At 53.6% G+C, this 14555-nt stretch carries 13 protein-coding genes; 5 read left to right on the top strand and 8 right to left on the bottom strand.

Annotated elements, in window-relative coordinates:
• Positions 1-157: 157 nt before the first annotated feature.
• The gene (locus U5L07_15435; GenBank protein ID MDZ7833141.1) at positions 158-643 is read right to left on the bottom strand and encodes a four helix bundle protein; all 486 of its coding nucleotides are present in this window, start codon (positions 641-643) and stop codon (positions 158-160) included.
• A gap of 272 nt (positions 644-915) precedes the next feature.
• Between U5L07_15435 and U5L07_15430 the strand changes: the two genes are divergently transcribed.
• Together U5L07_15430 and glnE are read left to right on the top strand one after the other, a co-directional pair.
• A complete protein-coding gene (locus tag U5L07_15430; protein MDZ7833140.1) occupies positions 916-1419 on the top strand; it encodes a nucleoside deaminase in 504 nt (167 codons plus the stop codon).
• A gap of 2 nt (positions 1420-1421) precedes the next feature.
• Entirely contained in the window at positions 1422-4325 is a 2904-nt protein-coding gene (gene glnE / locus U5L07_15425) for a bifunctional [glutamate--ammonia ligase]-adenylyl-L-tyrosine phosphorylase/[glutamate--ammonia-ligase] adenylyltransferase (GenBank protein ID MDZ7833139.1), read from the top strand.
• Here glnE and U5L07_15420 read toward each other — a convergent pair.
• Entirely contained in the window at positions 4314-4802 is a 489-nt protein-coding gene (locus U5L07_15420; protein MDZ7833138.1) for a PilZ domain-containing protein, read from the bottom strand. The genes glnE and U5L07_15420 overlap by 12 nt on opposite strands.
• A gap of 226 nt (positions 4803-5028) precedes the next feature.
• On the opposite strand from U5L07_15420, the gene U5L07_15415 reads away from it, so the two are divergent.
• A complete protein-coding gene (locus tag U5L07_15415; GenBank protein MDZ7833137.1) occupies positions 5029-5367 on the top strand; it encodes a P-II family nitrogen regulator in 339 nt (112 codons plus the stop codon).
• Between the two features lie 2 nt (positions 5368-5369).
• On the opposite strand, the gene nifA is transcribed toward U5L07_15415, so the two are convergent.
• Positions 5370-6914 (bottom strand): nif-specific transcriptional activator NifA, encoded by a 1545-nt coding sequence (gene nifA / locus U5L07_15410; GenBank protein ID MDZ7833136.1) that lies wholly within the window; start codon positions 6912-6914, stop codon positions 5370-5372.
• Between the two features lie 78 nt (positions 6915-6992).
• Positions 6993-9650 (bottom strand): diguanylate cyclase, encoded by a 2658-nt coding sequence (locus U5L07_15405; protein MDZ7833135.1) that lies wholly within the window; start codon positions 9648-9650, stop codon positions 6993-6995.
• A gap of 318 nt (positions 9651-9968) precedes the next feature.
• On the opposite strand from U5L07_15405, the gene U5L07_15400 reads away from it, so the two are divergent.
• Complete coding sequence (locus tag U5L07_15400) at positions 9969-10289, top strand: TRL-like family protein (protein ID MDZ7833134.1); 321 nt, start codon at positions 9969-9971, stop codon at positions 10287-10289.
• On the opposite strand, the gene U5L07_15395 is transcribed toward U5L07_15400, so the two are convergent.
• Together U5L07_15395 and U5L07_15390 are read right to left on the bottom strand one after the other, a co-directional pair.
• Positions 10262-10573 (bottom strand): hypothetical protein, encoded by a 312-nt coding sequence (locus U5L07_15395; GenBank protein MDZ7833133.1) that lies wholly within the window; start codon positions 10571-10573, stop codon positions 10262-10264. The genes U5L07_15400 and U5L07_15395 overlap by 28 nt on opposite strands.
• A complete protein-coding gene (locus tag U5L07_15390; GenBank protein ID MDZ7833132.1) occupies positions 10573-11727 on the bottom strand; it encodes an HRDC domain-containing protein in 1155 nt (384 codons plus the stop codon). Before U5L07_15390 ends, U5L07_15395 begins: the two co-directional genes overlap by 1 nt.
• A gap of 131 nt (positions 11728-11858) precedes the next feature.
• Here U5L07_15390 and thrS point away from each other — a divergent pair, with 131 nt between their 5' ends.
• Positions 11859-13775 carry a threonine--tRNA ligase gene (gene thrS / locus U5L07_15385; protein MDZ7833131.1) on the top strand — a complete coding sequence of 639 codons (1917 nt, stop codon included), beginning with the start codon at positions 11859-11861 and terminating at the stop codon, positions 13773-13775.
• A 7-nt stretch (positions 13776-13782) separates the two neighbouring features.
• On the opposite strand, the gene U5L07_15380 is transcribed toward thrS, so the two are convergent.
• Positions 13783-14067, bottom strand: coding sequence for a hypothetical protein (locus U5L07_15380; GenBank protein MDZ7833130.1), 285 nt, complete (start codon positions 14065-14067; stop codon positions 13783-13785).
• Positions 14068-14242: 175 nt separating this feature from the next.
• Entirely contained in the window at positions 14243-14446 is a 204-nt protein-coding gene (locus U5L07_15375) for a hypothetical protein (protein MDZ7833129.1), read from the bottom strand.
• Positions 14447-14555 lie beyond the last annotated feature (109 nt).

The following is a 14555-nucleotide window of genomic DNA, read 5'->3' as shown; positions in this document are numbered from 1 at the left end:
CGCTTTTCTTTGATGGCGTCGGGGATGCGAAATCTGAATGAAGCTTTGCCCCTACTGTCTCATTAACCAAAACGTCCGCTAATGTCAATATGATCAGGGAACGGCCCACGGCTAATTTGTTCTAACCGCAAAATCCATACCCCCGGTCCTGTTAAAGCTAAGGTTGGGATTCGTTTTCTTCGCTATCGGGATCGAAATCGGGATCGAAATCGATGCTGTAGACTTCCTGATCCTCTCGAACTTGGTATCCTCTTCCGCCGAGACGGCTGAGCATCGCGGCCATACGGTCGAGTTCATCCTTGCGGTTCCGGCTTTCCATCTTGTCCAGCGCCTTGCCGACAACCAGCACATCTTGAATCGCCGCGCATACAAGCGCGGAGCTACGAGCGATTTCGAAATAACGCCTTCGGTCGGCTTCCGCGGTCTTGCCATTACCTTCGGCGATATTGAGCGGTATCGACTGGCTGGCCCGAAGCCATTGATCCCGGGCGGGCCGATGGACTTCGTTCAGGCTGTCGGCCTTCTCGTAAACCCATGCAACGTAGCCTATTGAAAAGCGATAGACGTCCAGTTTTTCGTGTCCAAGGGTCATATTTTTTTCGATCCCGATCCCGATAGCGATTTCGATTTGGATACAGAACAAATTAGCCGTGAAGACCGGCCGGTTATATAGATGGCCGTAAGCCCGGGGGAGGGCTATGGTTTGCCGGAACCGGGGCTGGCGGAAAAGTGTTCCGTGATGCCGGAAGACGTGGTAAAATCAGATTTCTTCTTGAATGGAGGTTTTTTAATCAGACCTAAATTGAGCGTTTCAGATTTTTAAAAATATGACTTTGTAAAGGGTTATACCAATTTATATTTTAACAGTTTAAAAGGCTCAATTTAGGTCGAAGCGAGAAAGCGGAGACGGGCCGGATGCGCGATGCCTATTTTATGGAAAAAGCCCTTGAGGAGGCCAAAGCAGCCCTGACCGCGGGCGAATTTCCCGTGGGCTGTGTGATTGCCGATGGTGCCCGGGTACTCGCCGCCGCCGGCCGGAGCGGAAGCCGGGGGGACTGCCCGAATGAACTGGATCATGCGGAAATCATCGCCTTGAGAAGGCTTCAGGAGGCCGGTTATACGGGAAACAGAAGGGAACTCACCCTTTATTCCACGATGGAGCCCTGCCTGATGTGTTTGGGGGCGATTATTCTGAATAACATTTCCAGAATTGTTTATGCCTATGAGGACGTTATGGGCGGCGGCACCGGATGCCGGCTGGCGGATTTGCCGCCGCTTTACGCAGATGCCGGTATTACCGTGATTCCGGATGTGATGCGGGCGGAAAGCCTTGCGCTTTTCCGGGCTTTTTTCTCTGAGCCCGGCCAGAGCTACTGGCAGGACAGCCTGCTGGCCCAATGCACCCTGGAGCAGGATTGATTATGGCTGAAAAAGTAAGAAAAATTCAGGCGATAGACGCTTTTCCGGAAAAACTCCGGATCGACCTGGCTGAAAGCTGGGAAAAGTATACGGCCGCCTGTGATAAGGCAGGCGTTTCGGTTCCCGAGGATCCGGAGACCGTACACGCGCTTCGGCTCGGGTTTGCGTTCAGCCCGTTCGTCGCCCGATGGGCGGCCCGGGCGCCCGGGATCATCGATGACCTGACGGTGAGCGGGGATCTTTCCCGATCTTACCATGCCGGGGATTTTGTCTCAAAGACTCAGCCGGTCTGTCAGGCGGCGGAAAACGAGGCGGATCTGATCAGCCGGCTCCGCCGCGTAAGATGCCGGGAGATGATTCGTATTGCGATCCGGGATCTCTGCGGGTGGGCGGATCTCCATGAAACCATGGCGGACCTTACCCATTTTGCCGAGGTCTGCCTGGACTGCGCCCTGAACGCGGTGTATCAATGGATGAGTGCACAATACGGCGCGCCTCAGTTAAAAGACGGCAGCCGGCAGCTGCCGGTGGTGCTTGGCGTGGGTAAACTGGGCGGGGCGGAGCTGAATTTTTCCTCTGATGTGGACCTCATTTTTGCGTTTCCCGAGAAGGGACAAATCCCTTCAAACGGGCGCCCGATCAGCCATGAGGAGTTCTTCTCCAAACTCTTCCGGCGGCTTATCAATATTTTGTCCAAAAATACACCGGATGGTTTCGTCTTTCGGGTGGATACCCGCCTGCGCCCCTATGGCGACTCCGGGCCGATAGCCATGAGTTTTGATGCGTTTGAAACCTATTACCAGCATCAGGGGCGGGAGTGGGAGCGGTATGCGCTCATCAAGGCCCGGCCGGTGGCAGGCGACCGGGAGGCCGGCCAACGCCTGATCGAACGGCTGCGGCCCTTTGTATTTCGGCGCTACCTCGATTTCGGCACTTTTGAGGACCTTCGGGAGATGAAGCGGAAAATTGTCCAGGAGGTCAAGCGCAAGGGGCTTTCAGGAAACATCAAGCAGGGGCCCGGCGGCATCCGGGAGATCGAATTTTTCGGGCAGGTGTTTCAACTGATCCGCGGGGGCGTAAATCCGGCCTTTCAGACACGTAACCTGCTGGCCACATTGAAGATTCTTTTGGATGAGCACTGTATTCCGGAGGCTGTCTACAATGAGCTTTGCGATGCGTATTGCTTTCTTCGGGACACCGAGCATCGCCTGCAGGTATTTGAGGACCGGCAGACCCATACCCTTCCCAGGGATGAAATGCCGGGCATGCGGCTGGCCCTTTCCATGGGTTTTTCCGATTGGCAGGCGTTTTATCAAACCCTTTCCGCCCATATGGACCGGGTGCATAGCCATTTCAACGAGCTGCTGGCCGATCCGTCGGAAGCAGCCGGGGAGAATTCCGGAACCGGTCCGCTGGTTGAGGAATTATGGAATTCATTGTCTGACAGGGAGCGCTCCAGGGAGATCCTTTCGGAAATCGGGTTTAGCGAGCCAGATCAAATCCTTGAGCTCCTGCGCCAGTTTCTGGATGTTCCGGATGCCCCGGATATAAGCTCTGAGGGCAGGGTTCGGATTTACCGCCTGATGCCCCGGATCCTTCAGAAAGCTTCTGAATCCGAAGCTCCGGCGGACGTATTGCAGCGGGTTTTTGAGCTGATCCGTGCAATTCGCCGCCGCTCCTGCTATATAGCCCTGCTGCTTGAGAACCCGGAGGCGCTCACCCATCTGATTCAATTGGCTGCCGCCAGTTCCTGGATTGTGTCATTTCTGGATAGGCATCCCCTGCTTTTGGATGAGCTGCTGGACCCGCGGAGTCTATATGTGCCCCTTGGCAAGGCTGAGCTTGAACAGGAGATCCGGCAGCGAATCGATCGGGCGGATCCGTGGGATCTGGAGCAGCAGATGGATGAACTCCGGATATTCAAGCAGAGCCACACCCTGCGGATTGCGGCCGCGGATGTGGCCGGTCTCCTGCCATTGATGAAGGTGAGCGACCGGCTGACCTATCTGGCGGAAACGGTGCTTGATGTGGTGCTTTTCCTTTCATGGGCGCATCTTGAGAGCAAGTACGGTCTGCCCGGCGGCGTTTCTGCGGAGCACGCCAAGGGGTTTGCGGTGGTGGCCTACGGCAAGCTGGGCGGTTATGAACTGGGCTACGGCTCGGACCTGGACCTGGTGTTTCTGCATGCCGCCCCGCGGGGGTATACCCAGGGCGGCCGGCTTTCCCCCATTGACAACCATCAGTTCTACGTCCGGCTGGGCCAGCGGGTGATCCATTTTTTAACCACCATGACCCCTACCGGAAAACTCTATGATGCGGATATGCGTCTGCGGCCCAGCGGGAATGCGGGCGTGCTGGTCAGCCATATCGATGCATTCGCAGAATATCAGCGCGATGAGGCCTGGACCTGGGAGCATCAGGCCCTGCTCAAGGCCCGGCCGATTAGCGGTGATCCGGCGGTTGGCAATTATTTTCTGGATATCCGCCGCCGGATTTTAACCCAAAAGCGTGAAGGGGCCAATCTCAGGCAGGAAGTGGCGGATATGCGCAACCGCATGCGCGAGGCGCACGCCAGCGGTCGGGGCAGTAAGCGTTTTGATATCAAGAATGATCCGGGCGGTATTATTGATATCGAATTTCTCGTGCAGTATCTGATTCTGGTTTCCGCACACGATCATCCCGATCTGGTGCGCTGGACGGATGTGGTCCGGCAGCTGAACGCCCTGGCCATTGCCGGTGTCATCGATGATATCACCGCCCATATCCTCAAGCAGGCCTATCTGGTGTATCGGTATCTGGTCCACCGGCTGAACCTGCAGCAGAAGCCGGCCAGAATTGCCGCCAGCCGGCTGACAGAGCATCGCCAGCGGGTCCGGCGGATATGGAGTTTTTTTTCAATGGAATAGGTAGAAGCCAAGGGCACTGTCAAGCGATGGCTGGGTGGCGTATTCCACGCCGATGAAAAAGCCCTTCATGTTCCGGACATAAACATTCCGGTTGATCAGGCTGTTTTTACTGTCATCTAATTGGAATTCCACATTAATTAGGTCCCCGACCTGAAACCGGGGCATGGCGTTTAATTTTAATCGCATGCCGGTTTTTGAGATATTGATTACCATTAAGCGCCCCTGCACTTCCCCAGAGGAGACAATGGAGCTGGAGAGCGTATAGCGGTAAATCCCTTCAAGCTGGGTATCTTTACGGAAATATTTCCGTTTTTCCAGAGATACGACGTAGGAATGGCCGCATTTGCATTTGGCCTTCAGCTTTGACGGGGCATCCGGGCGAAGATACTTGGATACGTCAACAATGCGGGTGTTCTGGCAGTTCGGGCACATCAGTGTGGCCGTATTATCGCTGTTGACAAATACTTTAACTGGCATTACGCGTCTCCATAAAGGTTTGGCCCAGAGAAGCGAAGGATCGCATACCCAAGGTGACGATCGGCGTTTTTGGCTTATGGCCAAAAAACTATAGAAAAAATCGGCTTCCTGTGTCAAGCTGATATACTTGACATTACCTTTACCCCCGGCGGTTTAGGGTCGCCGGCAGCTTCGGTTGAAACCGGTATGCGTGAAAAGAATGGATAGAAATCAAGGGATTGGAATGATGAAAAAAATTGAAGCCATTATCAAACCGTTTAAGTTAGATGATGTAAAAGAGGCCTTAAACGATATCGGCATCCACGGCATGACCGTGGCGGAGGTCAAGGGCTACGGCCGCCAGAAAGGCCATACCGAGATTTACCGGGGGGCTGAATATGCGGTTGATTTTATACCCAAAATAAAAATCGAGGTGGTGGTTGAGGCGGAGCGGGCCGAGCGGGTGGCGGAGACCATCCAAAAGGCGGCGTATTCGGGAAAAATCGGGGACGGCAAGATTTTTATCATGCCGATGGATCAGGTCATCCGGGTCAGGACCGGGGAGACCGGCCAGGACGCTCTATAAATTTACCGGTATTGCCGGGGATCGATAGCATACTTGCCGGCTTTGTAGGATAATTTTCGCACCGTTGTATGAAGGGCTTTGGCCGCCTGGGAGATATTGCCCCGGGTGTGTTTCAGCGTGTCGATGATCATTTCCTGTTCCAGGCGCTCCACGGCGCTATCAAGGGATGCATTGGGCAGGGTGTCCGATGTCTGCCCGGTCTGAAGCGTAGGCGGCAGATGAAAGCTGTGAATCACCTGATCCTCGCATAATAGCACGGCCCGTTCAATGCAGTTTTCGAGTTCCCTTACATTGCCGGGCCAGTGGTAGCCCATGAGCATGTCAATGGACGGGGTGGAAAAGCGGAGGATGGACTTGTTGTTCTCCCGGGCGTATTTTTCCAGGAAAAATTCCGCCAGCACCAGGATGTCGGTTTTGCGTTCCCGCAGGGGCGGCAGGTAAATGGGAAACACATTGATCCGGTAATAGAGGTCGCTCCGGAAGCTGCCCTCGGTGACCGCCTGTTCCAGGTTCCGGTTGGTGGCCGCAACAATCCGGACATCCACGCGGATGGATTTGTTGCCCCCCACCCGTTCGATTTCCCGTTCCTGAAGCACCCGCAGCAGTTTTACCTGCACATCCGGATCGATGGAGCCGATTTCGTCTAAAAACAGGGTGCCTTTGTCTGCGAGCTCGAATTTTCCGGTTTTCTGGTGCAGGGCGCCGGTAAAGGCCCCTTTTTCATGGCCGAAGAGTTCGCTCTCAATCAGGTTGACCGGAATGGCCGCGCAGTTTAACTTGATAAAGGGGTGCTTGGACCGGCGGCTGTTATAGTGAATGGCATTGGCCACCAGCTCTTTTCCGGTACCCGACTCCCCGCGGATTAAGACCGTGGCGTTGCTCTCCGCCACCTGGGAGATCATCTGAAAGACCTCCCGCATTTTGTTGCTGTTGCCGATGATGTTTTTAATGCGGTATTTTTTCTGAAGTTCGGCCTGAAGCCGCTCATTTTCAGCCTCAAGCTGCTCTTTTTCAATGCGCAGCCGCTCCAGATGTGTGACCTGGGTGGCGATCATGGCCGCAATCACCGATAAAAGCTTCTTGCCTTCTTCGAGCGGATAATCCGGATCATAGGGCCGGTCCACGCTTAAGGCGCCGATTACCTGGGTCTCCTTTTTAATCGGCACGCAGATAAAGGAAAGGTCCTGGTCCTTTTCTTTTTTGCGGGTGGCGGTGCGGTTTAAAAATCGGGCATCATCACTTATTTTCGGAATGGCCACCGCCCGGCCGGTTTGGATGACCTGGCCGGTGATGCCTTCGCCGAGCTGGTATTTACCTTTATGCAAGGCACTTTTGGGCATGCCGTGGGCCACTTCGATATTGATCTCATTGTTTAAGGGATTTAAAAGCGTGATGGTGCCCCGGACCATGTTCATGGTTTTGGAGAGCAGTTCCAGCACATCATAGAGGGACTGCTTTAAGTCCGGTGACTGGTTCAGTACCCGGGTGATCTGATACAACAGTCCGATATCATCGGTGGGTCTTATGTCGCCTGATTGCTGTGGCATAGATTTTAATCGCTCAATTTAGGTGAAAGTTTGCCGATTCATCACCTGTGTTTTCTTACGGGGTCCGGCGGCCGGATGTCAAGCCCTATCATGCCGGTTGGGCGGAGTTTCCGGGGTCTGCCGCAAGGTCTGGTAGTAGTTTGCTTTCTCTTTATACATGCGCTGGTCTGCCAGCTTCATGACATTTTCCGGCGCGGTCTCCTCGGAGCCGGCCAGGCCGATGCTGATGCGCAGCGGAATTTCCGCCTGCTTTGCATGGGGGTCGGCAACTGGAAGGACCAGTTGCTTTTCTTCTTCACGGATACGCTTGCGCAGCGCCTTGGCCTTTTGGCTGTCAACTGAAGGCAGCAGCAGGGCGAATTCATCGCCGCCGATGCGGGCCAGTATATCGGTTTCCCGGCACAGGCCGGCCAGCATCCGGGCCACCCGTTTGATCCCCTCATCCCCCGTTTCATGGCCGTATTGGTCATTTATCTGTTTTAATCCGTTTAAATCAATAATTATCAGGGAAAAAGGGATATCCGGAAACTGCCGGGCGCGTTTCAGGTGGGCGGCGTATTCTTTTTCAAAAAACGCCCGGTTGGCTGCGCCGGTGAGGCCGTCCGTATTGGCCATGGTCTCAAGCCGTCGCATAAGGAGCTTGTACTGGGCCACGGCGGAAACCTGGGCCAGGAAGATGCCGATCACCTTGAGGGTGGCCTGTTCGAGGGCCGGTCCCTTGATGACCATGTAGCCGATGATGCGGTTGTCTTTTACCTGCATGGGAATGGTATGCCATTGAAATGTCAGGTCTTTGGATTCGGAATGCCGGGGCGGGGGCATTTCGGATTTCAGTATGCGGTCAAGATCCGGATTGCCAAGATCCGCGCGGTGTTTGAGCACAATCCCCTGTTCAGATTGGGTTAATCCCTGAAATGCCCCGCCTTCCAGGATTTCGGATCTGCCGCCCTCAAGGATGAGGCCAAAGCCCAGCTGGGGAAAAAGGGATTTCAGGTGTTTCAGGGTAAAGCCGAAGAGTTCGTCCAGGTCTTCGATATTATGAATCCGGGAGCTGGTCTCAAAAAGACGTAAAAAGATATGGTTTTGTTTTTTGATGGTTTGGTTGATGGCGGTGATTTGGCGGCTCTTTTTCCGGGCATCCGCCAGGGTTCGGTGAAGTGCCCGGGTCCGCCGTTCCACCAGGTATTCCAGGCGTTCAAAGAACCGGGCGTTTTCAATGATCGGCGCCAGTATCGCCCCGATATTTTTGAGTATCTCCTGTTCCGCGGCGATATAGGAGCGGTCATTTATCTTGTTGCCGGCCATTAAAAGGCAGATGATCCGGTTTTCGGAAAATACCGGAATCACCACGCCGGCCTCCTGCAGCCAGTCGGATTTATTCGGGGGAATCCGGTCCTCGATCATCCATTGCCGGATCAGCCCGTGGGAGACAAAGGGCGGCTTTTTGGCCGCAATTTTTTGGATCAGGGGGTGTTCCCGGCTAAGGGTTATGGGTTGATCGCCGGCCGGGATGTTGTCTGCGGCGGTGAAGAATCCGGACATCGCGTCCGTGTTCCAGGTCCGCCAGCCCTCAAACTGTTTGCTCTTCTCATTATAAAATACCATGGCGCACCGGGAATTCATGAACACCCGGAACAGCCATTGGCTGATCTCCTGATAGATGGCCTGCAGGTGGTGGAGACCGGAAAGGGTGTAGGTCAATCGGTAGTATTCGCCCTGGAGCCTTTCGGCGGCTCTTTTGATGACCAGGCTAAGGGCTTTGTCCCAGAAGACATGCAGCGGATGATAGGCAATCGAGATCATGATGACCCCGGCCAGCATACGCAGCCGGGGGGAGTCGGCGGAGATGAAGATCCAGGGCAAAAGCCCGGCCCCTATGAGCAGTGCGAAATGGCCGATCCGGAAGACCAGGCTTCGGAGCTGTTCAAGGGCGATCCGCATATTGTATTTGAACAGCCCGTAGGCCAGTAAAAACAGGGAGATAAAAATAAACGTGCCCAGCGGGTAGACTTCATGGCCGTAGATTGCCGGGGTATTGGTGAGGCTCAGGACGCCGGCGGCCACGAAACCGTAAATCAGATACTTAATGGTCCCCTGTTTCCGGCGGCTTTCGGTCTGCCGATAGGCGCGGCCCAGCACGTAGACGCAGTAAAAGATAGCCGCCAGCCATATGGCGCTCATGACATCATAGAGGAAGTTTTTTTTGGCAAAAAATCCCCAGAAGTAATCATGTACGCCCTGCAGATAGAGGTCTGTCGGAGTAAAGAGGGCGATGGCCGCCCCACACGCATAGGCCAGATAAACCACCCACCATTGGGTCTTTTTTTCTGCCACCAGATAGGCCAGGTGGAGATTGGCCCCTGTAGTCACCAGCACCAGAAAAAAGTGGTCGATCCGGGAGATGGTCAGGGCGAGATCCGGATCCGTGATGATGGCCAGCAGGAAGATATCCAGATTAAGCCCGGCAAAGGCCAGGGAGATAAATGAAAAAAGGAAGGTTTCAATCCGCGGCTGCTCCAGGCTTAGCACAAAGACCGAAAGAAAGGCGCCGCTTAAGAGCGAAAGCAGGGGCGGGAGGCCGTAGGGCACTACCCGGTCAATAATATAGCCCGGCGCATAGTCCTTTAGGAGCCATGCCGAGGCAAATGCCAAAACTCCATATATACCGATAATCAATGCTCTTATCAGAATCGTGGGGATCTGGCGGCGGCTTTGCAAGGTGAATCGACGGGTCATTGATCCAATAATGGGTGTCGGTTTAACCGGCGGAAATTAATGTTTATTTAATTGTGTAAGTATGCATGGCTGAAAATATTTGTATCAAATTTCAGATAGATGTAAAAGAATAAATTGCTTGTTTCGCGGAAATGAGTATTTTACGGGACATATGGTTTGATATTGATTATATTTTTTTCTCATACTAATTTGCCTGCGTATGGTGCGGGATCAACGCGTCTGCTATTCTTATCAGCGACCGAATCGGCATTCGGGCATGTCGTTTAACTTACATAATTGGATCTGTTTTAATGGGTTATCTGAAGAAAGGAGTTTGCCATGAAACATGTAAAACTGATTTGTTTCATCGGTCTGATCGCTTTAATCCCCATGGTAATGGGATGTGCAACCAGTTATCCGGTGGGTTCGCTGTATACGAAAGTTAAACTCCCGATAGATGCCGAGGGGAGCATGTCATCGGCGAGTAAAGTCGGCACTGCCGAGTGCACCAGCGTTCTTTCCCTCGTGGCAACGGGTGATGCCAGCATTCAAACGGCAATGGAGAACGGAAACATCACAAAAATCCATCATGTGGATTGGGATGTTGAAAATATTCTGGGAATATACGGGGTTTACAAGGTAACGGTGTACGGGGAATAACCCCCCCCCCCCTGGCTGGTAAACCGGATAAACCGGATAAACCGGATAAAAGGGAGGCCTCCCTGGCGTAATTGATTCTGCCTGAATGCCGATTTGGTTTTATCCCAGGTATACCCCTTTCGCTGATAAACGCTTTTTATGCTCTGAACCACCGGATTATTCATGTCCCCGCCAAAGAGCGGATGCGGATGGGTGATCACCACCCCGCGGTTTGCATCCGCCATGGCCAGGCGGCCGTCAATGGTTAGTTCCTCGCTTTTAAAGGATATGGGGGTTTCAGCCATCAGGTTTTTTCCCTTTGATTGATAATCTTGATGAGCTGGTCGCCGTATTCGCGGATCTGCCATTTTTTGAGCGCCGGAATCGCATCAAGCTCGTCACTCGCTGTTGGCACCGCCTCCACCAGAGCGTTGATCTGGGCGTTGCTGAAAAAGACCCCCGGGTCAATGGCCAGTCGTTTGGCCTCCTTTTCCCGCCAGCGCTTAAGCTGCCGGATTTTCTGGGTGGTTGCGGCTGATGGGCGCTGCCGGGCATTTCGCGGATAGTGCGGCCGCTGATCCGCCGGCACCGATCCCCCGGTTTTGATCGCCCGCAGGATATCCGGGCCATACATCTGTATCTGCCGGCGGCTCAGAATATTTTGCGATTCCAGGTTCTTCATCGATTTGGGCCGGGCCTGGGCGAGCGCTATTAAAGGCGCGGTGCCCATCACCTTAAACGGCGGCCGGTCCTTTTGCCGGGCCTTTTCAAGCCGCATCTCAAGCAGGGCCTCCAGAACGGTCAAACTTTTGGGGTCCAGCCGGCCCGCGCCCTTGCAACGGAGAAATAAGGGGCGTCCGTCACTCGGCTCAGGCCGGACCGCGGCAATATGGGCGAATTCTTCAAACGCCCATTCCAGGCGGCCCTTGGCCTGAAGCGCCTGTTCCAGGTGCTCATAGAGGGCAATCAGGTATCTGACGTCATCGGCCGCGTAGGTGACCATCTCATTCGGCAGGGGCCGCTGGGACCAGTCCTTTTTCTGGAATTTTTTCTCCAGTTCGATGTCAAATTGCTGCTTGATCATGGCGTTCAGCCCGGTTTCGGCATATCCCAGAAACCGGCCGGCCAGTTCCGTGTCAAAGAGGTTTTGCATGCTTATATTAAAGTCCCGGTAAAGGCTGCGCACGTCATAGTCCGCGCCGTGGAATATTTTCCGGATATCCCGGTTCTCCAGTACGGGCTTTAAGGGCGCCATATCGGTCACCGCCAGGGGGTCGATGATATAGATCATATCCGGGGCGGCCATCTGGATCAGGCAGATCCGCTCTTTAAAGTGAAACATGGAATCCGCCTCCAGGTCTCCGGCAATAACGGATTGCCCGGCCAGATGGCGGGCAGCGGCCGCCAGATCGGATGGCGTGTTAATCAGTTTAACGGGTTCAGCGTACTTTTCTCGCATGATAAAAAGCCTGTGCGATTTGAATTCAACTTGAGTTTAGGTTCGATTTGTCCTTGACCCGGTGGGCCGAATTGCTTAAAAAATCAGTTTGATCAAAAAAATTACGGATATTTATAAGGACCGATAAAATAATGATTAATATCACGTTTCCAGACGGAAGTGTCAAACAGTTTGAAAATCAGCCGGACGGGTTTACCATTGCCAGGTCCATATCCGAGGGCCTGGCGCGAAACTGCGTGGCCATGGAAATCGACGGGGTGCTCTATGATATGTATACAACGGTGGACCGGGACGCGAATATCCGGTTTATCACCCCCAAGGACCCGGAAGCCCTGGATATCCTTCGCCACAGCGCCGCCCATGTCATGGCCCAGGCCATTCTCCGGCTGTATCCGGACGCCAAGCTTACCATCGGGCCGGTGGTGGAAAACGGGTTTTATTATGATATCGACATGCCCCCGATTTCCGAGGAGGAATTTCCGAAAATCGAGGCGGAAATGAAAAAAATCATCAAGGAGAAGCTTCCGGTCAAGCGCGAAGAGGTCCCCAAGCAGCGGGCCATGGAGTTCTATGAAGGCGAACCCTACAAGCAGGAGATGATCTCCGAGCTTGAGGACGGCACGATTTCCTTTTACAGTCAGGGGGAATTCACCGATCTTTGCCGCGGCCCGCACATTCCGCACACCGGGTTTATCAAGGCGATTAAACTCTTGAAGGTATCCGGCGCCTACTGGCGGGCGGATTCGAACCGGCCCCAGCTTCAGCGGATCTATGGCACCGCCTATTTTGATAAGAAGGATTTAAACGAATACCTCAATTTCCTGGAAGAGGCCAGAAAGCGGGATCACCGAAAGATCGGGGCGGAGCTGGAGCTCTTCTCCTTCCATGACGAGGCACCCGGCATGCCGTTTTTTCATGCCAACGGGATGGTGCTCTGGAACATGCTGATGGATTACTGGCGCAAGGAACATCAGGCCGACGGCTACGTGGAAACCAAGACCCCGATCATTTTAAACCGGAGCCTCTGGGAGCAGAGCGGCCATTGGGAAAACTACCGGGAAAACATGTATACCACGGTGATCGATGACACAGAGGTGGCCATCAAGCCCATGAACTGCCCCGGCGGCATGCTGCTTTACAAAACAAAGCGGCACTCCTATAAGGATTTGCCCATCCGGGCGGCGGAAATCGGTCTGGTACACCGGCACGAGCTAAGCGGCGTGCTCTCCGGCCTTTTTAGGGTGCGGGCGTTTCACCAGGACGATGCCCACATCTTCATGACCCCGGATCAGATCGAGGCGGAGATCCTGGGCGTTTTAAAACTGGTGGAGCGCATCTACAGCACCTTCGGCCTGGGATTTCACCTGGAGCTCTCCACCCGGCCGGAAAAGTCCATCGGCACGGAAAAGCAATGGGAAGATGCCACAAACGGGCTTCAGGCCGCGCTTGAAAACTATGGCATGGATTTTAAGATAAACGAGGGTGACGGCGCGTTCTACGGGCCGAAAATCGATATCCATATCAAGGATGCCATCGGCCGGACCTGGCAGTGCGGCACCATCCAGCTGGATATGTCGCTTCCCGAGCGCTTTGATCTCTCCTACATCGGCCAGGACAATGACAAGCACCGGCCGGTGATGATCCATCGGGTGGTCTATGGCTCCATTGAGCGGTTTCTGGGTATTTTGATCGAGCATTTTGCCGGGAAATTTCCCCTTTGGATGGCGCCGGTGCAGGCGGTGATTCTGCCCATAAATGACTCTTTGACGCCGTTTGCCGAAACGGTGAATGCGGCATTTACCGGGGCGGGGCTTCGTTCCAGGGTGGATAAGCGCACGGAGAGCCTGAACAAGAAGGTAAGGGAGGCACAGCTTTCCAAGATCCCCCTGATCATCACAGTGGGAGAAAAGGAAAAAAGCGCCGGCACCCTATCGGTCCGCACCCTGGACGGGCAGGTGCATTACGGCGTGGGGCAGGAACTGTTTATTAACGCGGTTTGTGCCAATGTTCGCGAGCGGAGACTGTCCCTTGATATTTTTGAGAATTAAGAAGATTTTAGAGGCGGGATTTGGTTTTATCCCACGCCTCTTTTAACTCCTTCCAGGTCTTATCCAGGCTGGATTTAAGCTGATCCCGGGAGTTTTCCCCGGCTTTTCGGAGCGCCTCGACTTTGACGGTGGCCTCATCCAGCTTGCCCCGCAATTCGTCCATATAGTTGTCAAATTTTACACTGGCGGATATCTGGGCTTTCTTGGCTTTGCGCCGCAGCTGATCGATATCCTCGCGCCACTGGCTAAGGAGTTCCTTCTGTTTTTCGAAAAAATCTTTTTTTTCGTTCATACGGCTCCCTCCATGAAAGGCGTTAGTTTATATTTTTCATAATAATATAAGAAAGTTAAATTAAATTTGCAAGAAAATAATGCATGGCGGATATAAAAAAAAGGGGCGTTCTGTTGAACACCCCTTTGGCTTCATGGTTTTTTTTGAAAAATGATTCAATCAGTCGGCTTATCAATTACCAGCCGTAATAGTCGCAAGCCGCCCGAAACGCGGTTCTTAAAAAGGGCACCGAGGCGATAAGCGCCGGGATGGCAACAATTAATCCGAAAATCGGCAGAACTGTAAACGACACAATGACAAACCCAATACCGATGATCAACAGCAGCACCCCGATAAAAAACGCCGATACCTTGTCCCCAAAGCAATCCAATGCACCCATAGTATCACCTCTCAATTATTTGTTAACCTGCCGTCAAATCCTTATGTATCTGAATAATTAACATAAGCGCTGCCCGGGGGTTGTCAAATCAGGCTGCGATCAGGGGGCC

Source organism: Desulfobacterales bacterium, from assembly GCA_034520365.1.
Classification (GTDB): Bacteria; Desulfobacterota; Desulfobacteria; order Desulfobacterales; family Desulfosalsimonadaceae; genus M55B175.
Note: the sequence above shows the minus strand (reverse complement) of the source record. Positions and strands in the feature narration are given on the sequence as shown.

What these genes read in the sequence shown, in the direction of transcription:
- U5L07_15430 (MDZ7833140.1), top strand. Translation starts at nt 916, where the DNA reads ATGCGCGATGCCTATTTTATGGAAAAAGCCCTTGAGGAGGCCAAAGCA.
- glnE (MDZ7833139.1), top strand. Translation starts at nt 1,422, where the DNA reads ATGGCTGAAAAAGTAAGAAAAATTCAGGCGATAGACGCTTTTCCGGAA.
- U5L07_15420 (MDZ7833138.1), bottom strand. Translation starts at nt 4,802, where the DNA reads ATGCCAGTTAAAGTATTTGTCAACAGCGATAATACGGCCACACTGATG.
- U5L07_15415 (MDZ7833137.1), top strand. Translation starts at nt 5,029, where the DNA reads ATGAAAAAAATTGAAGCCATTATCAAACCGTTTAAGTTAGATGATGTA.
- nifA (MDZ7833136.1), bottom strand. Translation starts at nt 6,914, where the DNA reads ATGCCACAGCAATCAGGCGACATAAGACCCACCGATGATATCGGACTG.
- U5L07_15405 (MDZ7833135.1), bottom strand. Translation starts at nt 9,650, where the DNA reads ATGACCCGTCGATTCACCTTGCAAAGCCGCCGCCAGATCCCCACGATT.
- U5L07_15400 (MDZ7833134.1), top strand. Translation starts at nt 9,969, where the DNA reads ATGAAACATGTAAAACTGATTTGTTTCATCGGTCTGATCGCTTTAATC.
- U5L07_15395 (MDZ7833133.1), bottom strand. Translation starts at nt 10,573, where the DNA reads ATGGCTGAAACCCCCATATCCTTTAAAAGCGAGGAACTAACCATTGAC.
- U5L07_15390 (MDZ7833132.1), bottom strand. Translation starts at nt 11,727, where the DNA reads ATGCGAGAAAAGTACGCTGAACCCGTTAAACTGATTAACACGCCATCC.
- thrS (MDZ7833131.1), top strand. Translation starts at nt 11,859, where the DNA reads ATGATTAATATCACGTTTCCAGACGGAAGTGTCAAACAGTTTGAAAAT.
- U5L07_15380 (MDZ7833130.1), bottom strand. Translation starts at nt 14,067, where the DNA reads ATGAACGAAAAAAAAGATTTTTTCGAAAAACAGAAGGAACTCCTTAGC.
- U5L07_15375 (MDZ7833129.1), bottom strand. Translation starts at nt 14,446, where the DNA reads ATGGGTGCATTGGATTGCTTTGGGGACAAGGTATCGGCGTTTTTTATC.